The organism is [Mycobacterium] fortunisiensis (assembly GCF_019050325.1).
Classification (GTDB): domain Bacteria; phylum Actinomycetota; class Actinomycetes; order Mycobacteriales; family Mycobacteriaceae; genus Mycobacterium; species Mycobacterium fortunisiensis.
Map to the genome: position 1 here is coordinate 60,645 of NZ_VOMB01000024.1, position 22,427 is coordinate 83,071.

The 22,427-nt window shown below is 66.8% G+C and carries 22 protein-coding genes; 5 read left to right on the top strand and 17 right to left on the bottom strand.

Features of this window, described 5'->3' with window-relative positions; all coding sequences use genetic code 11:
- The 13 genes from FR943_RS22505 to FR943_RS22565 form a co-directional block, all read right to left on the bottom strand.
- The gene (locus FR943_RS22505; protein WP_217160495.1) at positions 1–864 is read right to left on the bottom strand and encodes an ABC transporter permease; all 864 of its coding nucleotides are present in this window, start codon (positions 862–864) and stop codon (positions 1–3) included.
- Entirely contained in the window at positions 857–1,657 is an 801-nt protein-coding gene (locus FR943_RS22510) for an ABC transporter ATP-binding protein (RefSeq protein WP_217160496.1), read from the bottom strand. Before FR943_RS22510 ends, FR943_RS22505 begins: the two co-directional genes overlap by 8 nt.
- Positions 1,650–2,681 (bottom strand): ABC transporter substrate-binding protein, encoded by a 1,032-nt coding sequence (locus FR943_RS22515; RefSeq protein WP_246585212.1) that lies wholly within the window; start codon positions 2,679–2,681, stop codon positions 1,650–1,652. The genes FR943_RS22510 and FR943_RS22515 overlap by 8 nt, the downstream gene beginning before the upstream one ends.
- A 212-nt stretch (positions 2,682–2,893) precedes the next feature.
- Positions 2,894–3,697: a DUF3298 domain-containing protein gene (locus FR943_RS22520; protein ID WP_372448225.1), complete on the bottom strand. Its 804-nt coding sequence runs from the start codon at positions 3,695–3,697 to the stop codon at positions 2,894–2,896.
- 17 nt (positions 3,698–3,714) lie between these two features.
- Positions 3,715–4,419 carry an Rv1363c family protein gene (locus FR943_RS22525; RefSeq protein ID WP_217160498.1) on the bottom strand — a complete coding sequence of 235 codons (705 nt, stop codon included), beginning with the start codon at positions 4,417–4,419 and terminating at the stop codon, positions 3,715–3,717.
- A gap of 23 nt (positions 4,420–4,442) precedes the next feature.
- Entirely contained in the window at positions 4,443–5,687 is a 1,245-nt protein-coding gene (locus FR943_RS22530) for an MlaD family protein (protein WP_217160499.1), read from the bottom strand.
- Positions 5,684–6,961, bottom strand: a complete 1,278-nt coding sequence (locus FR943_RS22535; protein ID WP_217160500.1) for an MCE family protein — start codon at positions 6,959–6,961, stop codon at positions 5,684–5,686. The genes FR943_RS22530 and FR943_RS22535 overlap by 4 nt, the downstream gene beginning before the upstream one ends.
- A complete protein-coding gene (locus tag FR943_RS22540; RefSeq protein ID WP_217160501.1) occupies positions 6,958–8,067 on the bottom strand; it encodes an MCE family protein in 1,110 nt (369 codons plus the stop codon). The genes FR943_RS22535 and FR943_RS22540 overlap by 4 nt, the downstream gene beginning before the upstream one ends.
- Positions 8,064–9,110 (bottom strand): MlaD family protein, encoded by a 1,047-nt coding sequence (locus FR943_RS22545; protein ID WP_217160502.1) that lies wholly within the window; start codon positions 9,108–9,110, stop codon positions 8,064–8,066. Before FR943_RS22545 ends, FR943_RS22540 begins: the two co-directional genes overlap by 4 nt.
- On the bottom strand, positions 9,103–10,158 hold the full coding sequence (locus tag FR943_RS22550) for an MlaD family protein (protein WP_217160503.1): 1,056 nt from the start codon (positions 10,156–10,158) through the stop codon (positions 9,103–9,105). The genes FR943_RS22545 and FR943_RS22550 overlap by 8 nt, the downstream gene beginning before the upstream one ends.
- Entirely contained in the window at positions 10,155–11,831 is a 1,677-nt protein-coding gene (locus FR943_RS22555) for an MlaD family protein (RefSeq protein ID WP_217160504.1), read from the bottom strand. The genes FR943_RS22550 and FR943_RS22555 overlap by 4 nt, the downstream gene beginning before the upstream one ends.
- Positions 11,832–12,689: an MlaE family ABC transporter permease gene (locus tag FR943_RS22560; RefSeq protein WP_217160505.1), complete on the bottom strand. Its 858-nt coding sequence runs from the start codon at positions 12,687–12,689 to the stop codon at positions 11,832–11,834.
- Between the two features lies 1 nt (position 12,690).
- Positions 12,691–13,560 (bottom strand): MlaE family ABC transporter permease, encoded by an 870-nt coding sequence (locus FR943_RS22565; protein ID WP_217160506.1) that lies wholly within the window; start codon positions 13,558–13,560, stop codon positions 12,691–12,693.
- A gap of 683 nt (positions 13,561–14,243) precedes the next feature.
- Between FR943_RS22565 and FR943_RS22570 the strand changes: the two genes are divergently transcribed.
- From FR943_RS22570 to FR943_RS22590, 5 genes are all read left to right on the top strand, one after another.
- Positions 14,244–15,269, top strand: coding sequence for an NAD(P)H-dependent glycerol-3-phosphate dehydrogenase (locus FR943_RS22570; protein ID WP_217160507.1), 1,026 nt, complete (start codon positions 14,244–14,246; stop codon positions 15,267–15,269).
- A 241-nt stretch (positions 15,270–15,510) separates the two neighbouring features.
- A complete protein-coding gene (locus FR943_RS22575; protein ID WP_217160508.1) occupies positions 15,511–16,332 on the top strand; it encodes an ABC transporter permease in 822 nt (273 codons plus the stop codon).
- Positions 16,329–17,120 carry an ABC transporter ATP-binding protein gene (locus tag FR943_RS22580; RefSeq protein ID WP_217160509.1) on the top strand — a complete coding sequence of 264 codons (792 nt, stop codon included), beginning with the start codon at positions 16,329–16,331 and terminating at the stop codon, positions 17,118–17,120. Before FR943_RS22575 ends, FR943_RS22580 begins: the two co-directional genes overlap by 4 nt.
- Positions 17,117–18,082 carry an ABC transporter substrate-binding protein gene (locus FR943_RS22585; RefSeq protein WP_217160510.1) on the top strand — a complete coding sequence of 322 codons (966 nt, stop codon included), beginning with the start codon at positions 17,117–17,119 and terminating at the stop codon, positions 18,080–18,082. The genes FR943_RS22580 and FR943_RS22585 overlap by 4 nt, the downstream gene beginning before the upstream one ends.
- Positions 18,079–19,053, top strand: coding sequence for an asparaginase (locus FR943_RS22590; RefSeq protein WP_217160511.1), 975 nt, complete (start codon positions 18,079–18,081; stop codon positions 19,051–19,053). Before FR943_RS22585 ends, FR943_RS22590 begins: the two co-directional genes overlap by 4 nt.
- Here FR943_RS22590 and FR943_RS22595 read toward each other — a convergent pair.
- From FR943_RS22595 to FR943_RS22610, 4 genes are all read right to left on the bottom strand, one after another.
- The gene (locus FR943_RS22595; RefSeq protein WP_217160512.1) at positions 19,040–19,552 is read right to left on the bottom strand and encodes a hypothetical protein; all 513 of its coding nucleotides are present in this window, start codon (positions 19,550–19,552) and stop codon (positions 19,040–19,042) included. The two genes, FR943_RS22590 and FR943_RS22595, sit on opposite strands and share 14 nt — an antisense overlap.
- Before the next feature lie 51 nt (positions 19,553–19,603).
- Positions 19,604–19,924, bottom strand: coding sequence for a hypothetical protein (locus tag FR943_RS22600; RefSeq protein ID WP_217160513.1), 321 nt, complete (start codon positions 19,922–19,924; stop codon positions 19,604–19,606).
- 128 nt (positions 19,925–20,052) lie between these two features.
- Positions 20,053–21,552, bottom strand: coding sequence for a sensor histidine kinase (locus FR943_RS22605; protein ID WP_217160514.1), 1,500 nt, complete (start codon positions 21,550–21,552; stop codon positions 20,053–20,055).
- A 7-nt stretch (positions 21,553–21,559) separates the two neighbouring features.
- Positions 21,560–22,333, bottom strand: a complete 774-nt coding sequence (locus tag FR943_RS22610) for a response regulator transcription factor (protein WP_217160515.1) — start codon at positions 22,331–22,333, stop codon at positions 21,560–21,562.
- Between the last annotated feature and the right edge of the window lie 94 nt (positions 22,334–22,427).

Sequence of the window (22,427 nt, forward strand, 5' to 3'; positions counted from 1 at the left end):
CTAAGCGGTGGTCCGCCAGCCCGACAGCCGTCCCTCGATGGCCACCAGGATGCCGTTGAATGTGACGCCCACCAGGGCGATGGTGACGATGCCGGCGTACATGTTCGGAATCTGGAAGTTGAACTGTGCGGCGGTGATCAGATAGCCCAGGCCGGCCTTCGCCCCCACCATCTCGGCGGCGATCAACACCAGGATCGACGAGGCCGCCGCCATCCGCAGACCGGTGAAGATGGTCGGCACGGCCGCGGGCAGGATCACCTTCTGGAACAGCCGGACCGGGGAAAGGCCCAGGGATCGCGCAGATTTGATCAGCAACGGGTCCACCGTGCGCACCCCGGAGATGGTGTTCAGCAGGATCGGGAAGGACGCCGCGTAGATCACCAGCGCCACCTTGGATGTCTCCCCGATCCCCAGGATCAGGATGAACACCGGAAGCAGGGCCAGCGCCGCGGTGTTGCGGAACAGCTCCAGAATCGGGTTGAGGAAATCCGCCACCGGCCGGTACCAGGCGATCGCCACCCCGAGCGGGATGCTCACCACGATCGCCACCGCCAGGCCGATCAGGGCACGCGACAGACTGGCCGAAACATGTTCGGTGAGTTGACCATTGGCCGCCAGCGTCAACCAGGCCGACACCACTTCACTGAACGGCGGCAGAAAAACCTTGTCCACCAAGCCGATCCGCGGAGCGATCTCCCACAGCGCGAGGAACGCCAAGATCACCACCGCGGGGCGAAACAGCCGCCAGGCCAGCGTGTGCAGCCTGCCGCGTCGGGTGTCCGGCTCGACGAGGTCCGGGGCGGGCTCCGGCTGCGTGGCCACCTCGGAGGTGGCCACCTCGGGTGTGGCAATCGCGCTAGACATGAACCTCCTCGGACTGGGCGCGCTGAACTTCGTCGTGCAGGAGCGACCAGATGTGGTGGCGTTGCCGGCGGAACCCGGCGCTGGAGCGGATGTCCTCGCCGCTGCGGTCGATGTCGACGTCGACGACCGTCTTGATCCTGCCGGGCCGTGAGGTCAGGACCGCCACGCGCTGACCGAGGTAGAGCGCCTCGTCGATACCGTGGGTGATGAACAGGATCGTCTTGCCGGTGGCCTGCCAGATCCGCAGCAGCTCATCCTGCAGGGATTCCCGGGTCTGGGCGTCCAAGGCGGCGAACGGTTCGTCCATCAGCAGCACCTCGGGGTCGAACGCCAGGCTGCGGGCGATCGCCACGCGCTGCTTCATCCCACCGGACAACTCGTGCGGGTAACGGTCGGCAAACCCTTGTAGCCCAACCAGTTCCAGGTAGTGCTCGGCGCGTTCACGGCGCTGCGCGGCCGGCAGACCCTTGGCCTCCAGCCCGAACTCGACGTTCTTGCGGGCCGTGCGCCACGGCAGCAGCGCGTACTGCTGGAAAACGATGCCGCGGTCCAGGCCGGGCCCGGTGATCGGCTTCCCGTCGAGCAGGATCTCCCCCGACGACGGCTCGCTGAGCCCGCCCAGCAAGTCCAGCAGCGTGGACTTGCCGCAGCCACTGGGGCCGACCAGGACCAGGAATTCGCCGGCCGCCAGGTCGATGCTGACGTCCTGGACGGCGGTGAAACTGGTTTTCTCGCCGCGGATCGCGAACTGTTTGGTGACGTTGCGGAGCTGCAGTTTGGGTGTGTCACTCATGTGCCAGAGCCTGACCGTCGGGACCGCTGCCTTCGGGATACGTACCGTTGGCATACGGATTGAATTCGTTGGTGTAGAGGTCTTTTGCGGTGAGCTTGCCCGCTTCGAGTTCACCGTTGCGGACCAGCCAGTCGATCCAGGTCTGCAGTTCACGCTCGGCGACCACCCCGCCGGTCACCGGAATGCCCGAGCTGCGCCAGAATTCGACGGCCTTGGTGTCCTCGTTGCGGTTGCGCTTGGTGATGATCTCGCGGAACTTCGCCACCACCTCGTCGCGCGGGGTCACCTGGGTCCAGCGGATCGCCCGGGCCGTGCCCTGCACGAAATCGGCCACCGCATCCCGGTTCTCGGCCAGGAAATCGTCGCGCACCACATAGGTGCCGTAGCTGAACGCGCCGAACAGCGACTTGTCGGTGAACAACGGCCGGATACCGCCGCGCTGCAGGGCGGACTCGCGGTAGATCTCGTTGAGCGCGGCGACGTCGATCTGCCCGTCGCGCAGCGCCTGCTCGGTGTTGACCGGCGGCACCACCGTGAGGGTGACGGTCTTGATCTCCTCGTTGGTCAGCCCCTGCTTGGCCAGCCATTCCCGGGTGAGGAACTCGTGGTGGGCACCGAGGGTGTTCATGCCGACCTTTTTGCCGATCAGGTCGCGGGCCGAGCGGATCGGACTGTTCTCCAGCACGTAGTAGCCGGTGTACTCGTCCTCATCGGCGCCGTAGGAGCTGAGCACCGAGGTGATCGGCGCGCCCGCGGCGTTGAGCTTGACCACCGCACCGTTGAACGCCGAGCCGAAGTCGATGTCGCCGGTGGCCACCGATTGGATGTCCTGCGGCCCGCTGGTGGTGTTGCCGACCCACTCCAGTTTGACCTTCTGGTAGTAGCCGAGTTCCTCGGCGAGCTCGTGAAACTCCACCTCGCCGGTCCAGCCCTGGTAGCGCAGGACCGTCTTGCCGTCCTCGGTGCGCGCCGAGCTCCCCGAGGAGCCGCACGCGGTCAGTACCAACACGAATGCACTGAGCATCGCGAGTACCGAACTGAATAAGCGCATGGCCGTTGTCCCCTATGGAGTCGCACTGATTGGTGTGGCTCATGGTGGCAACGAACCGGGTTCGAGTAACCCTTTAGCCTCGCGGAGAATCGAAAGCCGGCCTGCGGCGAAGGGGATCGCGAGATTCCCCGAGAATCTCGCGATCCTGGTCACCCTCGGCGCGGGGCGGACGTCAGACAGGAAAGTCAGGTGCCGCCGAACTGCGGTTGGAGCACCGGGGCGAGCGCGGCGAGCGGGATGTGCGCCTGCACCGTGCCGCCGTCCATCGCCCACTGCATCCGCCCCGGGGTGAAATCGACCGGGGTGTCGTGGCCGACCGGGTAGTCGGGCATGTACAGGATCAACTCGTCCGGTGTCAGCGCCCAGGCCTTGTAACCACCCGAGTACACCTGGTCCGGGGTCCAGCGGTCCGGGGTGAACGGATAGGTACCGGGCTGGTGCGGCGGCGGTGCCGCGTCGAGCGCGGCGACGATGAACGGCTCCCCCAGTCGCGGGATCTCAACCCGGTGGTCGACGCCGGGCTTGAACAGATCGGCCAGCTGCAGCTGACGCCCGCCCGCGAACGTGAAGGTGCGGTAGGCGTCGCTGAAAATGGGGGCATTCGGGTGCGCGAGGGCGTCGGTCCCGACCGTGCCCGAGTACATCTCGTGGAAGACGGCAGTCATCGCGTCGCCATGGTGGAAGACCTCGAAGTGCTGCTCGCCGACGCTGTCGGCGGCCATCTTCTGCGCGGCGGTGCGCCAATTGTTCATCAGGTTGGTCAGGTACTGCCGGATGACGGGGTTGTCCACCAGGTCACCGGGCAGCGCCATCGTGATGTCACGAACCGCTTTCCGGTCCGAGGTCACCGACGTGCGGCAGAACTGTCCATCCCACTGACCGGCCAGCTCGTCGCAGAACGACGCCGCCGACGCCGCGGCGGGCGGAGCGGTCGTGACGGCCAGCATCGAGCCGGCCGCCAGGACCGCCGCCCACGTCCGCTTCCCCATCCGCATCATCGGCCGGCTCAGGCGAGTTCCACTTTGCTGGTGCGCCACTGCCCGTCCACCTTCTCCATCGTCATCTTGATGCGGCTGCGGTCGATGCGCGGGTCGGGCACGCTGGTGTTGGACACCGACTGGTCGACGAACAGCAGCACCACCACCTTGTCCTTGCTCGCCGACTGCACCGCCGACTCCACGACCACACCGTGCGCGGTGGCCTTGTTGTCGATCAGCAGCTGACGCAACTGCATGCTCGACTGCGAATACATGTCCTTGAACTCACCGGTCGCGCCGGCCAGCACCTGGTTGAAGTTTTCGTCGACCTTGTTCGAATCGATGCTCGTCAGGATCTGCGCGTACGACACCGCAGCTTCCTGCGCCTGCCGGCCGGCCTGGGCCACCTGCTCGGTCTGCCACAGCTTCCAGCCCAGGAATCCCGAAAGTGCCAGTGCGGCCACGAAGATCACGGCCAGGACGGCGCGCAGGATGTGCCGCCGCCAGTTTCGTGTCGTGGCCTCGGCTTCCGGCTCAGTCTCGTCGGCTTCCGTCTCGTCGGCTTCGGTCTCGTCGGCTTCGGTCTCGTCGGCTGAGGTTTCTTCGGTCTCGTCGGTTTCAGGCTCGGTGGCGTCGGCCTCGGCGCCCTCGGCGGCCTCCTCGATGCCGATCGCGTCGTCCACTGCTTCGACCTGCTCGTCAGTCTGCTTGTCGTTCGTCACAGTCACCGTCATCTCCTTTGGTGAGGTTGTGTAGTTCAGCGGGGCGGTTCGATCGGGAGTGTCGGGCCACCGTACGGCGTCGGGATGGTGTAACGGCCCTTGGGTGTCGGATCGGTGGTACGGCCCAGGTCAGCGCCCGGCGGCGGGCCCGCGGTGTCGTCGCCGGCCGGACGCGGGGCATTCTTGGCCCCGCGGACCAGGACGCCGGGATGGTCGTTGCGGCAGTACGTGTACATGAACGGCTCCGGGTAGTCGGCCGCCGACGGTGGGCGACGAGGTGTCCCGTAGTCGCAGGTGTAGCGCGGATAGATCTCGCCGGTGGCCCACAACCCGTTGTCGTGCATGACGCTGCCGATCGCATCGAGAACCGACGTGCGGTAGTTCGGGAACAGCGCGTGCAGCGCAGGGACCCGCACATACAGCAGTTGCGATGTGGTGGCCAGGCTTCCCAGCAGCTGCACCATCGTGTCGGAGTTGTCGACGAACAGGTTGTCGACCGAGTTCAGCGCACCGGGAGTTTCATTGGTCAACCGCCGGAAGCCGTCGCGCATGCGGTTGATCCCGTCGAATGTGGAACTCAGATTGTCCGAGGCCACCTCGATACCGGCGTTCTTGTCGGCCGCCAGGGTGAAAACCACTCTGCTGGTGCGCAACATGCTCGCGGTTTCGGGCAGCACCGAATCCAGCGTCGACAGCAGGAACGTACCGCCGTCGATGATGTCGGCCAGCTTGCGGGGGCCGGCGCTGCTCAGGCTCAGTTCCCGGCGGATCAGCTCCAGCTTGTCGACGTCGACCTGGGCCAGGGCCCCGTCGGCGTCGGCAAGCAGCTGGGCCAGGCTGACCGGCACGGTGCCCTCGGCGATGACACTGCCGTCGGTCAGGAACGGCCCCTGGGCCGAACTCGCGGTGAAGTCGATGTACTGCTCACCGGCGGGTGACAAACCCGAGACCCGCACCTGGCTGGACCTCGGAATCTGCACTGCCGAATCGACATTCACCACCGCGTTGACCCCCGAGCCGGTGATGTCGAGGCGCTCGACCCGGCCCACCCGGACCCCGCGCAACGTCACGTCCTGGTTCGGCAACAGGCCGGCGGACTCGGGCAGCTGGACGGTGAGACGGTACGTGGAGCCGAAGGGCTTGACCCGCAACGCGCCGATCAACAGGTAGGCGCTGGCCACCACCAATGTCAGCACCAGGGCGCCGGCCGACAACCAGGCCTTGCGGCGATACCCGAACCGGACCAGCCGCACCACGAGATCTGCCAGCGAGTTGATCACCGCGGCACCTCTTCGGCGGGCGGCGCCGCGGCCGGTGGGGCTTCGGCCGGCGGAACTTCGGCCGGTGGGGCTTCGGCGGGTGGCGCCTCGCCCGGCGCGGGGGCGGGCACGATCTCACCGGGTTCGGTCGGGCTCGGAATCACCGGCAGCTGTGGCACTGTCGGGCCACGCCCCACCACCCGCTCCTGCAGCCGCAGCAGCGTGTACTGCAACGAGCCGACGAGCTGATGCCAGTTGTACCGCTTGGGGCCGTGCAGGCCGGCATCCCCGCCGAACCCGATGTCGGGAATCGAACCGAGAATCAACCGGTCGATGCTCGCCCTGGTCGACCAGGCGTTGCTCGGCATGCTCTTCACGATGGGCGGCATCAGCCGGTTGAGCGCGAACAGCGTGGCGTTCGGGGCCAACGCCACGTCGTTCCAGGCTCCGGCCACCGTGTTGGCGTCGGCGATCACGCTGCGGCCGCTGGTGTCGGTACCGGCGATGGACGGGAACTTGCGCAATTCCTCGGAGGTGTCGCCGACCTGGGCGATCAGATCGGCGATCTGGGTGGTGTGTTCGGCCAGCACCTGCGTGGCCGGGGCGGCCTGATCCATCAATTCGCTGACGGTCTGGTTCTTCTCGTCGATCTGGCCGAGCAGCTTCGAGGTCTCGGTCATCGCAGTTTCCAGCTGCTCGGACCGGGCGTTCAGGGTTCCCAGCGTGTGATTGGTCTTGGAGATCAGGGTGCCGAACGCCTGCCCCTGGTCGCCGGTGGCCTTGCCCAGGCCGTTGATGATGTTGGTGAAGTTGCGTACCGCACCGCCGTTGACCAGGATCGCCGCCGAACCCAGCAGCGACTCGACGGTGGCGGCGGCCTGCGTCGAATCCAGGTCGATCACGTCGCCGTCCTTGAGCAGCGGCACATTCGGATCGACCGGGCTGGGCGGGCGAACTGAGACGAACACATCGCCCAGCGGTGTGGCCGAACGTAATTCGGCGGTGGTGCCCTGCGGCAGGCGTACACCGTCCATGATGCGCAGGGTGGTCACCGCGGTGTAATTGTGCGCCACCATCGAATCGACCTCGCCGACGTCGGCACCAGCCAACTTCACCTTGGCGTTGGCCGGCAGGTTCAACGCATTCGAGAAGATCGCGGTCAGCCGGTAGCCACCCGAGCCGACGCCGGGGGCCGGCAACGGCAGACTGGCCAGCCCCTCCGAGGCACAACCCGAAACCACCAGGCAGGCCGTCATCACCACGGGCAGCACATATTTGCGTATCGGCTTGCTCATCGTTGCCCCATCGCCGCCATGCCGTCGAGCACATACGTCAGTCCGAAGTCGGGGCCGAAGTCCTGCACTGTCCCGGTGCTGCAACCCAACTGCCGCAGCCCCATCATGTTGCAGATCTCCTTGACCGTCTGCGAGTCGAACAGCACCTTGTCGACGAGCACGTGCACCCGCGCCGCGCCGTTGCGCTGATCCACGATGTTGTAGAGGTTGTCCAGCGTCATCGGGGCGACGTCGAGAAGCTCGGCCAGATCCCGCTTGTGGTCGACGAACGTGCCGGTGGCGGTGTTGCCGTTGAGGACGATCTGCTTGATCTCGTCGCGGTGGGTTTGCAGTACCTCACCGACCTGGGTGATCACCTGGTTGAGTTTCTTGCCGGTGGTACCGGTACCGAAGTTCTCGTCGGCCATGATCTGACTGAGTTGGCGTACCGCCGAACCGAACTCGCGCAGGGTGGCATCGTTGTCGGCTGCCGCCTGGAACAGCGAGCTGAGGTTGCGCACGATCGTGGTGAGCTGATCGCGGGTCACCGCCCCCTTGTCGGCGCTGAGCCGCAATGCCTCCGACAGCTCCCCCAGGGCGTCCTTCATCTGCTGACCGTTGCCGTCGGCGATCGCGGCGCTGGCGTTGACGACCTCGGCGATCGGCCCGTTGCCCTTGCCGTCACCGCGCAGTGAGGACGACAGCTTGTCCAGGACATCGAGCACCCGGGCGAACTCGACCGGGGTCTTGGTGCGGTTCAGGCCGATGGTGTCGTGGTTCTGCAACGTCGGGCCGCCGCGATACGGGGGCGTCAGCTCGATCTGCCGGTCGGTGAGAATCGAATTGGAGACGGTGACGGCCTGCACGTCGGCCGGCACCCGCACATCCTTGTCGACGGTGAAATCGACCTCCACGTACCCGCCCTTGGGGGTGATCTTGGTGACCTTGCCGACCTGCATGCCGAGCACAGCAACCGTGTTGCCTTCGTAAAGCCCGGCGGCACTGTCGAACTGGGCGGTCACCGTGATGGTGTTGGTCAGGTCTTTGAGATACCACCAGCCGGCACCGGCCACCGCGGCCAGCGCCAGTACGGCCACCGAGACCAGTGCCACCAGCCTTCTGTTCATTTGCAGTCCTTGAGGTACTGGATCATGTTGAACTGCTTGGCCCGCCCGCTGATCGCGCACATCCAGGAGTCGATCAGCAGACCGTTGGCGACATTGAGGTCAGCAGCGTTGCCGGTACCGGTGGCGTTGGCCAGGCCCCGCAAGGTCACCGGGGCGGTCTGCAGGAAGCTGCGCAGCATGTCGTCGTGCTGGCCCAACATGTCCGACAGCTCGCGGATGTTGGTGAGCAACGCCTCGAGTTCCGGACGGTCGTCGATGGCGATACCACTGAGGGTCTCGACGAGATTGGTCAGAGACGCCAGCATTGCCTGAAATGAGGCGCGGCGCATGACGAATTCGCCGAGCAGATCGTTGCCCTGGTTCACCAGATTGCCGATGGTCGACTGCTGGCGACGCAGCGTGTTGCTGACCACCTCGGTGGTCTGCAACAGCGTGCCCAGCTGGTCACGCCGGCTGGCGATGATCTGCGCCAGGGTGTGGGTGTTCTGCAGGGCCCGCGGCACGATCGCCGGCAGCCCGTCGAGCTGCTGTCCCAAGATTCCCAGCGATTGGGCGAACTTGTCGGAATCGACCTGTTCAAAGGTGGTGGTGACGTCGGCCAGTGCCTCCTGCAGATCGTAGGGCACCTCCGTGTGGTCGAGGTCGAAGTTGTTGCCGGGCAACGAGTCGGCCCCGGCGGGCTGCAAGGCCAGATAGCGCGACCCCAAGATGGTGGTGATCTTGATGACCGCGCGCGAATCCCTGCCGAGCGGAACGTTATTGCGCACCTTGAGTTTGGCCTCGACGTGGTCGCCGGCCAGCTTCATGCTGAGCACCTCGCCCACCGGGATACCGGCCACGGTGATCGGGTTACCCGGTTTGAGCGCGGCGGCCTGCAGGAACTGCGCGGTGTACTTGCGGTAACCGATATCGGCCACCTTGACGATCAGCATCGCCCCGATCAGCACGGACACCACGGCAATCGCCGTGACTCCCAGCCACATCCGGTTGCGACCCTCCAGCGGTCTGCGCCGCTTGTGCACTTTCTTCGCTTTCTCAGCCATTGGCCATATTCCTGCATCTCGGGCTGTAGGCCGCCTTGTTCCCCGGTGTTGCGGCGTCGACGATGATGGGTGTCACGTCATTGAGCCCGGGGAAGAATCCCGTCGCGTTCAGGTCGCAGGCATAGGAGTTCGCGTAGGCGCCTTCGTTGGTGATCCGGGCGAATCCCTTGAGCAGCAGCGGCAGGTTGGCGCCGGTGAACGCCAGCTGGGGTTCGATACTCACCATGTGTTGGGCGAAGCCAGGTTCCCGAGTGACAAGTTGGTTCAGCGAGGGATAGACCTCGTCGGTGATGGTGGACAGCTGGCGGACCACTCGTGAGATCGAGCCCATCGACTCCACCATCTCCGGCCGCCGGGCATCGAAAGTGCTCACCATGCCCCGGGTTTCGGTGATGACCTGATCAAGGCTGTTGTTGTGCTTGGCCAGATTCTGGGCCACGGTGTTGAGGTCGTTGATCACCTGGCCGAGTTCCTCGTCGCGGCCGGCGAACGAATCGGTCAACTGCGCGGTCTGATCGACCAGTGCCGCGATCGAGGCCTTGTCCCCCTGCAGTGAGGCGATCACGCCTTGGGTCAGGTTGTCGGCGTCACGCGGGTTGAGCACGCTGAACAACGGCTCGTAGCCATTGAGCAGGGTGCCGACGTCGAACGACGGATCGGTGCGCTCGACCGGGATGACCGCACCGGCAGGCAGCACCCCCGGTTCCCCGAGCTTGCCCAGTGACAGGCCGAGATAGCGCTGACCGACGATGTTCTGGTACGTCACCGAGGCCACGGTGGTGCCCAGCAACTGCTGGTCGTTCTGAACCACGAACGACACCCTGGCCAATGCGCCGTCCAGTTCGATCTTTTCGACGCGGCCCACCCGCACCCCGGCCATCCGGACGTCGTCGCCCTCGCGCAGGCCGAACACGTCGGTGAACAGCGCCGAATATCCAGTGGTGTGCCCGGCCACGTCACGACGCAGCGTGACGTACACCAGCCAGGTCAGGGTCAGGGCCACCACCATGAACAGTGACAGCCCGATCATCGCTCCGCGGTATTTCATCGAGGCTCTCCGGAGGAAACTGGTTGTGCCACTTGACTGTCCGAAACCGACACGGTGGTGCCGCGGGCCACCGGGCCGAGCAGCAATTGGGTGGCCGCGCTGGCCGGCCGGCCGGTGGCGACGCTCAACGCTGCGCGTTCCTGCCGGCTCCCCACCGGACCCACGTTCCCTCCGAAGGAGGCCGGTGCCGCCTCGGCCGGCAGCAGCGGGCTCTGCGGTCCGGGCGGCGGACCGGCGCCAGGGGCGGGAGCCGATCCCGGCACCGAGGCGGCCGGCGGGGCGTTGGCCGGGCGGGGGGCCACCGGCGCCGGCGGCGACAACGGCACCGGCGGGGGTGGTGTCGGCCCCAGCGCCGGATTGGCCGTACCCGGTACCGGCGGCGACGGCGGCATCCAGGACGGCAGCGGCGGATTGGGGTCGGCCAGGTTGGGGTTCGGGTTGACCAGCGGCGGCCCGACCGCCATCAGGTTGCCGCTCGGACCCACCACGGTGCCGGGCGGCGGTGCCAGATCAGCGGGCGGCTGATAGTTCTGCGGCAACAACACATCCGGCAGTGCCGGGCGCGTCGGCACCAGCGGGGCGGTGTAACAGCTGGGGCCCTTGAGCTCGCCGTACTGCGGGCAGTCCGCCCGGGTGTAGCTGTAGGACGGGGTGAACGACAGGTTCACCCGCATGTTGCCGAAATCGTGGTCGGGCATCCAGACGTGCTCGAAGAACTTGTCCGAGAGCTGGTTGAGTTTGACGAACGCCGGCACCCAGTTCCCGGAGGACTGGGCCAATTCCCCTACCACCGGCGTCATTTCGGTGGTGATCCGGACCAGCTGGTCGGAATGGTTGGCCAACGAGGTGTGGGTGGTGTCCATGGTGTTGATGCCGCCGTTGATCAGCGCGGTCAGCTGCGAGCGCTGCTCGACCAGGGTCTGCATCGGCTGCACGGCCTTGTGCAGGGTGTCGAGCAGATCCGGGGCGGTCTGCTGCAGACCACGGGTGGCGTCGATCAGGGCCGACACGGTCGTCTGATCGGGATCGGTCGCCACGATCGAATCGAGCTGGTCGATCAGACGATTCAGCTGGGCACCGCTGTTGAGCAACTCGGTGCGGCGGTTCTCGGTCGCGGCGTTCACGGCGGCCAGGATGCCCACCGTCTTGTCCTCCCGCCCGCGCCCGGTGGCGGCCAGCACGTCACGCAACTTGCTGATCGTGGTCTGGAACAGCACCGTGGGCAGCTCGGTGTCCTCGGGGATCTGGGCGCCGGCTGCGATCGGCGCTGCGGGACCATTTCCCGGGCCAGAAGCGCGGTCGACCAACTGCACCGACGACACCGCGAACACGTTGCTCGGTACCACGCGGGCGGTGACGGTGCTCGGAATCGACGCTGCGTACTCGGGTTTGAGATTGATGTGGACGTAGTTGGGTTCGCCGTTGGCCGCCGGGACGACGTCGTCGACCATGCCCACCAGGACACCGTGGTACTTCACATCCGAGCGCTGCGGCAGGCCGTCACCGACGTTGATCAGGGCCGCCACCACCGGCACCCGGGCGTCCAGGCGACCGGTCGCCTTCACCAATAGCACCGTCGAAATCAGCGCTGCCACAACGAGAACCGCCGCACCACAGCCCAGCAACTGGCGGTCTGTCGGGCCCCGGCCGTCGGTCTCCAGTGAGTTACCCATCTAGCCGCCGAACCTCGCTCCGGAATCGACCGTCCACAGCGCCATGGTGAGCAGCATGTTGACGATGATCACCACGGTGATGCTGGCCCGCATGGCGTGCCCGGCCGCCACCCCCACACCTACCGGCCCGCCCGAGGCGTAGAACCCGTAGTAGCACTGCACCGTCGAGGCGATCCACACGAAGATGACGGTCTTGAGCAGCGAGTAGAGGATGTCCTGACCGGACAGCATCAGGGTGAAGTAGTGCAGGTACGAACCGGTGGAGCCGCCGCTGATCAGATACACCACGACCTGGGTGGTCAGATAGCTGACCGCCAGGCACAGGACATACAGCGGGACCACCGCGACCACCGAGGCCATCAGCCGTGTGGTCACCAGATACGGGATCGGCCGGATGGCGATGGAATCGAGCGCATCGATCTCCTCGGCGATCCGCATCGAGCCCAGCTGTGCGGTGAACCGGCAGCCGGCCTGGGTGGCGAACGCCAGCGACGCGGCGATGGGGGCCAGTTCGCGGGTGTTCACCAACGACGAGATGATCCCGGTCGCCGGACCGAGCCCGAGCAGGTCCAGGAAGTTGTAGCCCTCGATCCCGACGAGCGCACCCACCGTGATACCCAGCACCACCGCCACACCGGCGGTGCCGCCGCCGACCACGAGCGAGCCGTTGCCCCAGGCGATGTCGGACAGCAGCCGGACGAACTCCCCGCGGTAGTGGCGCAGCGCAATCGGCACCGCCGCCAGCGCGCGGACGAAGAACACCATCATGTGGCCCAGCCGGATCACCGGCGTGGACGCGCGCCGGTAGAGCCGCACCCACGGGGCGAGCAGCGGGGGAACGAACGCGGACGCCGTCATCTCACAGCCCCACCCGCGGGAACAACATGATGTACAGCTGGCTGATCGCGACGTTGACCACCATCAGCAACAGAATCGATTCCACCACCGCGGCGTTCACCGAGTTCGCCACGCCCGTCGGTCCACCCTTGGTGGACAAGCCCTTCTGGCAGGACACCACGGCCACGATCGCGCCGAAGATCACCGCCTTCACCAGCGCCACGATCATGTCGCCGGTGGTGGCGAACGAGGCGAACGTCGCCACGAAGCTGCCGGGGGCACCGTTCTGGAAGTACACGTTGAACAGGAAGCTGGCCAGGAAGCCGACGAAACACACCACGCCGGTGAGCGCGACACCGATCATGATCGCGGCCGCGAACCGCGGCACCACCAAACGCTGGATCACCGAGACGCCCATGACCTCCATGGCGTCGGTTTCCTCTCGCATGGTCCGCGAACCCAGGTCCGCGGTGATGGCCGAGCCGACCGCCGCGGCCATCAGCACGGCCGCCGTCAGCGACGCGGCCTGCCGGATCACCGCCAGGCCACTGGCCGCGCCGGCCAGCGACGTGGCACCGACCTGCCCGGCCAGCAAGGCGAACTGGATCGACAGCGTGACGCCGATGGGCAACGCCACCAGCACGGTGGGAACCACGGCGGTGCCCGCCATGAACGCACCCTGCCGGACGAACTCCTGCCACTGGAAGCGGCCCGTCACCAGGTCGAGGAAGAGGATCTGGACGGTCCGGACTCCGAGCACGAATTGGTCACCGACGGTGGTGAGCGACGCCAGCGGATGACGCCGGGCATAGCCGGTGGCCCAATTCTCGATGGCGTCGATTCCCCGTCCCGGTTCGACCCCATCAGACACGCTCTCGGGCGGCGCCGTCATCCTCTCTCATTAAGCCGAGCAGTCAACGTTCAATCCCTCCCCAGGCCGAGGCACGGCAGCCACGTTCGACCGGATAACTCGCAGTGGTTGGCACCGTAACGTCGGCACTCGCACCCCGTCAACGTTTTGCCGAATTCTCATTCACTTAGCGAGGTTGGCTCATCAGTTTCCACCAGATCCGCACCGCTGACCGGCACTTCGCCGTGTCCATTCCGGTGCGCGGGCGCGCCTGTCTCACGTACCGTATAGACGGTAAAAGCAGTGCATTCCGGCCAAAACCAGCGTCACCAAGGTTGACGCTGACGTCAGGACCTCGTCCGGGTCGTCCAGGGATTCGCGTCCCGCGGACGAACTCGCCACGAAATCCGTGTCCGGCATGCCCGTTAACTTTGCTGATCGTGTCGAAACCCTGAAAGAAAGCCGCCGATGTTGTCCACGCCCGCTGCGCGGCGCCGCTGCGCAGCGCTGCACCGAAGTCTACTGACTACAAGCGATGTCAGTCGGGATTCGGGGCGACTGTTCACGAGGGGAACGGTCGGCCACCGCCACGGCCGACCGACCCGCCGCGGATTCCGGCGCCAGTCGGCGGTTTGCGCGAGCGCACGCGGGCACCGTCCCCGCCGGGGCGACCCAGTTCGCCAACATGGGCTCAGCTACCGCGTCTCGGCAATACCCTGATCGCCATGGCACCAGCGCAACGCGAACCCAACGTCGTCGTCCTCGGCGGCGGCTCCTGGGGCACCACCGTCGCCTCGATCTGCGCCCGGCGCGGGCCGACCCTGCAGTGGGTGCGCTCGGCGGAGACCGCCGAGGACATCAACGCGCGGCAGCGTAACTCGCGTTATCTGGGCAACGACGTCGCCCTGCCCGAAAACCTCAAGGCCACCACCGATTTCAGCGAAGCAGCGAACTGTGCCGATGTGATCGTGATGGGCGTCCCGTCGCACGGTTTCCGCGGGGTGCTCACCGAACTGGCCCGTGAACTGCGGCCGTGGGTCCCGGTGGTCTCCCTCGTCAAGGGCCTTGAGCAGGGCACCAACAAGCGGATGAGCCAGATCGTCGACGAAGTGCTGCCCGGGCACCCGGCCGGCATCCTGGCCGGGCCGAACATCGCCCGCGAGGTCGCCGAAGGCTACGCCGCGGCCGCTGTGCTGGCCATGCCCGATCAGCACCAGGCGGCCAAGCTCGCAGAACTGTTCCGCACCAAGCGGTTTCGCACCTACACCACCGACGACGTGGTGGGTGTCGAGATGGCCGGGGCGCTCAAGAACGTCTACGCCATCGCGGTCGGCATGGGCTACTCGCTGGGCATCGGGGAGAACACCCGCGCCATGGTGATGGCCCGGGCGGTCCGGGAGATGGCCAAGCTCGGCGAGGCCATGGGCGGGCAGCGCGACACCTTCGCCGGGCTGGCCGGCATGGGAGATCTCATCGTCACCTGCACCAGCCAGCGCAGCCGCAACCGTCACGTCGGCGAGCAACTGGGTGCCGGCAAGAAGATCGAGGAGATCACCGCCTCGATGAACCAGGTCGCCGAGGGAGTCAAGGCGGCCAGCGTGATCATGGAGTTCGCCGACGGGTACGGCCTGCCCATGCCCATCGCCCGCGAGGTGGACGGGGTGATCAACCACGGCTGCACCGTGGAGGACGCCTACCGCGGCCTGGCGGCCGAGCAACCCGGCCACGAGGTGCACGGCTCGGGGTTCTGAACCCCGGCCCTTGAAATCAACCTGATCGCAACCGGTCACCACAGCCGGCCGGTGGCGCATTGCCGCTATCGGCCGGCCTTTCTGCAGTACAGCGCCGTGCCCAACTGGCGCAATGACATGGACGCGGCCGACCGCAGACCGAGCCGGACCGAGACCCTGTCGGTATCGCACTACCGTGACCGTCCGTGCATGTCAGCGGCACGAAGGGACTCGCGATGGCAACCTCGCCACAGGTCGCACGATGACCATTCTCAAGCCCCGCGCCACCCTGGCGGCGCGGCCCGCCCGGACAGCCGCTGCACCGTCCCGACACCTCCTCGCGCTCGCCGCACTACTGAGCCTGGTCGGTGTCGTGGTCGCCTGGGATCTGCTAGTCCGACTGGAGGTCTTCTCACCCACGCTGCTGCCCTCGCCGGGTGACGTCGCCGGCGCTGCCCGCGCGATGTACGTCGAAGGCACCCTGCTCGACGACGCCACGGCGAGCTTCCGCCGCGCACTCAGCGGCTTCCTGGTCGGCTCGGCCCTGGCGATCGTGGTGGGCACCCTCACCGGCCGCAGCCGAACCGCCCGGGTGCTCATGGAACCCACCATCCAGGTCATCCGGCCGATCCCAGCGATTGCCCTGGTACCGCTGGCCATCCTGTGGTTCGGCATCGGCGAGGAATCCAAACTGTTCCTCACCAGTCTCGGCGTGTTCTTCCCGGTGTGGGTCAACACCCACACCGGCATTTCCTCGACCCGCGACGACTACCTGCGCGTGGCGGCCTGCCTCGGCGCTCCGCGGCACCAGGTGTTCACCTCGGTGGTGCTGCCCGCGGCACTGCCCTTCATCCTGACCGGCCTGCGGCAGGGCATCGCCATGTCACTCATCCTGATCGTCGCCTCCGAGCAGGCCGGTGTCGCCGAGGGGCTGGGGTTCCGGCTCGACCAGGCCCGGCTGTTCAGCCAACCGGACCGGCTGTTCGCCTGCCTCGTCGCGCTCGGACTCGTCGGCGCGCTGGCCGACCAGCTGTTCCACCGCGCCACCCGAGCGCTGGTCCGCTGGGCCAAGGAACAGGCATGACGGCCGCCGGGATCACCGCGGCCGGGATCAGCGTCGAATATCCCGGTGGCAAAACGGTTCTCGACCGGCTCGATCTGACGGTGCCGGCCGGATCCTTCCACGCACTGTTGGGCCCGTCGGGGTGCGGCAAGTCCACCCTGCTCAACTGCATGGCCGGCTTTGTCCGCCCGTCCACCGGCCACGTCTCGTTCAACGGTGCCCGGATCACCGGGCCGAGCCGCGAACGCGGCGTGGTCTTCCAACGCGACGTGCTGTTCCCCTGGGCGACCGTCAGCGGCAACATCAGGTTCGCCTTGCGCGCCGCGAAAGTTCCTCGCGCCCAACGACGTGATCGGATTGCGGAGTTGCTCGACGCGGTCGAGCTACCTGCCGAGGTGGCCACCAAACTACCTCACGAACTCTCCGGCGGCATGCGCCAACGCGTCGGCATCGCCCGGGCGCTGGCCAACAGCCCGCAGGTATTGCTGATGGACGAACCGTTCGGCGCACTAGATGCGTTGACCCGCATGCAGATGCAGGACCTCGCCATCAACCTCTGGGAAAAGACCAGCACCACCATCGTTTTCGTCACGCACGACGTGGACGAGGCGATCCGTATCGCCTCGTCCATCGTCATCATGGGCTCCGGCGGCACCATCGTCGACCAGCTCGACAATCCCCTGCCCCGACCACGGCCCGCAGACCGCGTCGCCGAGTTCAGCGGATACGCCCAGCTACGGCGGCGCCTGCACGCCCGGCTCCGCCCCGACCCGGGCCCGATCACCGAACCGACTGGAGACCACACGTGAAACTACGACCGATCGCCACCGCAGCCGCCGTGATGTTAACCGTGGCCGGCGCGCTCACCGGATGCGGCGGCGGCACCGATGCTGCGCAGCAGCCACTGACCGTCGGCTGGGTCGTCGACCCGAGCTGGTCACAGGTGCCGGTGGCGCAGGACCTCGGCTACCTCGAGGACACCGGACTCACGGTCAAGGTGGTGCCCTTCCCGACCGGCGCTGCAGCACTGGAAGCGCTGGCCGGCGGCGCGATCGACGTCTCCAACGGCGGTGACGTGCCAACCTCGGCCGCCGCGCTGAAAAATCCCGACCTACGGATCATCGCGGATGGCGCCCGCTGGACCGAAGGCCGCTTCGTCGCGCGAAGATCAGCTGGTATCAACACAATCTCCGACCTCGCCGGACGCAAGGTCGCGGTGCCGCTCGGCAGCAGCGCACACTACTTCGCCAGCAGCTTCCTGGCCGAGGCGCATGTCGACGCCGAACTGATCCAGACCGGCCCATCCGAAATCGTCACCGCGATCGCCAATCACGATGTGGACGTCGTGGCGGTGTTCCAACCCGTGATCGCCAAGGTGCTCGACGCGCTCGGGGACGACGCGATCGAACTGCAGGGCAGCAACAAATACCAGCAGCACAGCTTCTACCTGACCAATGCCGACACCTTGGCTGCCCGCGAGCCGGCACTGGAGCAGTTCGTGGCCGCCGTCCGCAAAGCCGATACGCCACTGACCGAGCGGGATCCGGCAGCCCTGGCCGCGGTCGCCAAGGCGACCGGCCTCGAGCAGCGGGCGATCGCCGACGTCGTCGGAGAATTCGACTTCACCACCCGGCTCGGCCCCGAACTCGCCGGCGACCTCGCCGACCGCGCCCGCTGGGCCCAGAGCATCGGGCGCATCCCCAAGGATGCACCGATCCCCGACTACAACACACTGATCGTGACCACACCGCTGGACGGCGCCGACCGATGAGCGACATCCGGCTGATCGGTCTCGGCGGCACCATATCGATGCACGAAACCGCCTCCGGGGCAGTGCCTTTCACCGATGCCGCCGCGCTCGCACAACGCGTCGACGGATTCGGCGGTGCCGAAGATCTCGCGCTCATCGGCGGCTCGGAAGTCGATTTCGGACTGCTGGAGCGGCTCGTGGCACGCATCGGCGCGCTCGTCGCTGAAGGCGTCGGCGGTGTCGTGATCACCACCGGCACCGATTCGATCGAAGAGGTGTCGACCTGGCTGGCCTACCGCAACCGGTGGCCGGTTCCAGTCGTCGTCACCGGCTCGATGATCACCGGGGGTCGACCCGACAGCGACGGGACCGCCAACCTCGCGGACGCACTGACCGTCGCCACCTCCGGAATCAGCGCCGACCCGGTCGTGGTTTTCTCCGGACAGGTCTTCGCCGCGCGCGAAGTGCTCAAGGTGTCCGGGGTGGCCCGCGACGCCTTCGACGCACCCGGCCGCGGACCGATCGCCGTGGTGGGTGGTGGTGAAATCGATTGGTTCCGAAACATCCCTCGCGGCAACGCCTATGGCGCGCCGGCCGCGCCGATCGCACCCGTCCCCGTCATCGTCGCCGCACTGGGCGATGACGGAGCGGTGTTGCGGTACGCGGGTGCAGGACAACCGGCCGTCGTGATCGCCGCCAACGGGGCCGGCAACCTGCCGCCCGGCCAGGCCGCCGCCGCGTGCGAGCTGCTCTCGGACGGAACGCTTGTCGTCATCACGACCCGCGCACCGGACGCCCGGGTCGCGCCGCGCTACGGCTACCCCGGCGGCGTCGCAACCCTGACCGCGGCCGGCGCCTCGCTGGCACCGGGCTTGTCACCACATCGGGCCCGCCTGCTGATGTCACTCGGCGTCGCCCAGGGCCGCGACCGAGCCGGCCTACAACGATTGCTCGACCTCGAAACCGCCCCGGCGAGCCTCAGCCGATCGTGAACGTGGGCTTGAAGTCCGACTCCTGCTCACCGATGACGAAACTGCCCGACGGGCTGATCACGAAGCCCGACTGATTGCGCCCGTCGATGCACGAGGTGCTCACCCCGTCGGTGCCGCAGCTGACCGTCTGGTAGCTGATCCGCGAGTTCGGCGGCAGCGGCTTGGCCTCGCCGACGACGGCGAACACCGGGGCCGGCGAACTGGCGAACCCGGGCACTCCCGGCCCGCCGCTGACCAGGTTGGCCCCGTTGGGTGCGGCCGGGATCGGCCCGCTGCAGCCGTAGCTTCCGGTGCGCTGCAGCACGCAGGTGATGCCGTCGGGGGCACCGAACGCGTACCAGTTGTTGTCCATCACCGCGTATTCCGAGGTTTTCACCGGTGCGTACGCGTTCACGTTGGGGACGGCCGGTGGCGCCGACGGGTCGGCATGCGCGGCCCCGGCCGCGCCCATCACCGCCGACGCGGCACCCACGAGCCCGATCAGCACTCTGCTCAGCACGCCGTCACCCTAACCCGGTGCGAGGAAGCGGTCCACCGCACCGGGATCGCGCTATTTGTCCTGTCCGCAGGCCAGGTCGACGTACACCGTGGTGTACCGGACCCGCTCCTCGGTGTTGCCCCGCGGAGCGGCCTTGAGCTCGGTGATGTCCCGCCCCGGACGGACCGCCTTGACGCTGCAGTCGTCCAGCGATCCGCTGCCCACCCGGCTCTGGATGACGCGGTAGCCCTCGTCCTGCAACTGTTTGATCGTCTGCTCGGCTGAGCCAGTCCCACCGGGCGCGGCCGCGGCCGGTCCGGCCAGAGCCAGCGCACCGAGGGCGAGGCCGGCCGCGGCGGTGGCGACAAAGGCATTTCTGACGGTGTTCCTCATTGAACTACCTGCTTTCTGCTGAATATGTTTCAGCCTAGGCAGACAATTCTTCGGGGTCCATCAACTCATAGTGAACACATACGAAGGAACGCATACGGTTTTGACGCCAAAGAATATTCAGGTTCAATTCACATCTTCCGCAGACCGGCCACCGGCGGTGCCGTCTTGCCGACCAGTGGAATTCGCACCGTAAACACGGTTTTACCAGGCCTTGAGGCGACAGCGACGGTACCGTGATGGGCCTCCACGATCGACGCCACGATGGCCAGTCCCAAACCCGTGCTACCCAATTCTCGGGACCGAGATTTATCGGCCCGGACAAACCGTCCGAATAGATTTGGCAACAATTCGGCATCGATTCCCGGACCGTCGTCGGTAATCGTCAATTCTGCGAATTCATCGGTCTCGGTCAACGCGACGGTGACCGTCACGCCGGGCGGAGTGTGCATCCGCGCATTGGTCAGCAGATTGCTGAGCACCTGGTGCAGGCGGGCCAGATCTCCGCGCACCCACACCGGATCGTCGGGAAGGTCGGCCACCCAGTGGTGCTCGGGCGCCCCGACCGCCACATCGTTGACCGCGTCGACCGCCAGATCGCTCAGGTCGACGTCGTCGGTCTCCAGCTCCTGCCCTTCACTCAACCGCGACAGCAACAGCAGGTCACTGACCAGGCCGGTCATCCGCCGCGCCTCGGCCTCGATACGGGCCAGCGCGTACTCGGTGGTGGGCGGCAGGTTCGCACTGTCCTGGCGGGTCAGTTCGGCATAGCCCTGGATGGCCGCCAGCGGCGTGCGCAGCTCATGGCTGGCATCGGTGAGGAACTGGCGGGTACGCCGGTCGGAGGCCGCCAACGCGGCCAGCGCGCTGTCGACGTTGACCAGCAGCTGGTTGAGCGTCTCCCCCACCAGACCGACCTCGGTGTCCGGATCGGTGTCCTTGTCGCGCACCCGCGTGGTGATGCGGTGGTCGGCACCGTCCAACGGCAACGTGGCGACTTTCGCCGCCGTCGCCGCCACCCGGCTCAACGGCCGCAGCGAGTAGCGCACCACCGCGATGGTGCCGAGGGCGGTGACGATCAGGGCGATGACGATCATCACCGCGACCGTCACGGTCTTGCGGGCGATCACCGTGTTCGCCGAGTCCAGCGACACCCCCGAAACCAGCACGTCGCCGTTGTCGGCGGGCTGACTGGACACCCGGTAGGCACCCAGCACCGGCAGTTTCACGGTGCGGGGATGCTCGTCGGCCCAGTTGTACTGGTCGAGCGCCTGGGTCACCGCCACCGGAGCCGGGTGTGGCTCGTTGTCGGAGAACACCGCCGACTGGACCACCTCGCCGTTGTGCAGCACCGCGATCAGATTGCCGGGGGCCTGTCCGACGAACGCGGTGAGCGCCTCGGCGTCCGCGATGGCTTCGTGCCCGGCCTGACTTTCCAGCAATTTGTCATACGAGTGGCTGAACGCCGCCAGCGACCGCGACAACTCGGTATCGCTCATCGTCGTCACATACGTGTGCAGGCTGTAGACCGACAGCACGCCGACCGCGAACAACACCACCGTGACGATCGCGCTCACCCCGAGCACCAATCGTCGGCGCAGTGAGCGCGGCCCCCATCGTCTGAGCGGCATTAACGGATCACGGCGCGGGCCGCAGCATGTAACCGACCCCGCGCACGGTGTGGATCATCGGCTCCCGGTCGGTGTCGACCTTCTTGCGCAGGTACGAAATGTAGAGGTCGACGATGCTGGACTTTCCGCCGAACCCGTAGTTCCAGACCCGGTCGAGGATCTCGGCCCGGCTCAGCGCCCGGCGCGGGTTGCGCATCAGGTACCGCAGCAGCTCGAACTCGGTGACCGTCAGATTGATCGGCTCGCCACCACGAGTGACCTCGCGGCTGGCGCCGTCGAGCACCATGTCGCCGACCTTGAGGATCTCCTCCGACGGCGGCGTGGTGTGGCTGGACCGGCGCAGCAGACCACGCAGCCGCGCCACCAACTCCTCGAGACTGAACGGCTTCGTCATGTAGTCGTCGGCGCCGGCCGTCAACCCGGAGACCCGGTCCAGCACCGAATCCCTGGCGGTCAAGAACAACGTGGGCGTGTAGCCGTCGGCCTCGCGGACCCGCTGCAGGATCTGCAGACCGTCGATGTCCGGCAACATGATGTCGAGCACCACCACGTCGGGTTCGATCTCGTCGAACTTCGCCACGGCGTCATGACCGTTGTGCGCCACGTCCACGTCCCAGCCCTCGTAGTGCAGGGCCATCTTGACCAAGTTGGTCAGTGCCGGCTCGTCGTCAACCAGCAACACGCGGATGGGCGACCCGTCGGCACGGTGAATCTTGGGCAGCTGTCCGAGGATGGCCTGCCGCGGCTGCTGAGCCCGGGGAGAAACCGACATCGTCGTCATATTCCCATTGTGAGCAGTACACAGACCGTTGTCACGGAGTTCATATGGAGTTCTAAGGCAATGCTTGTTGTCGCCACGTTCATATGACGTGGGT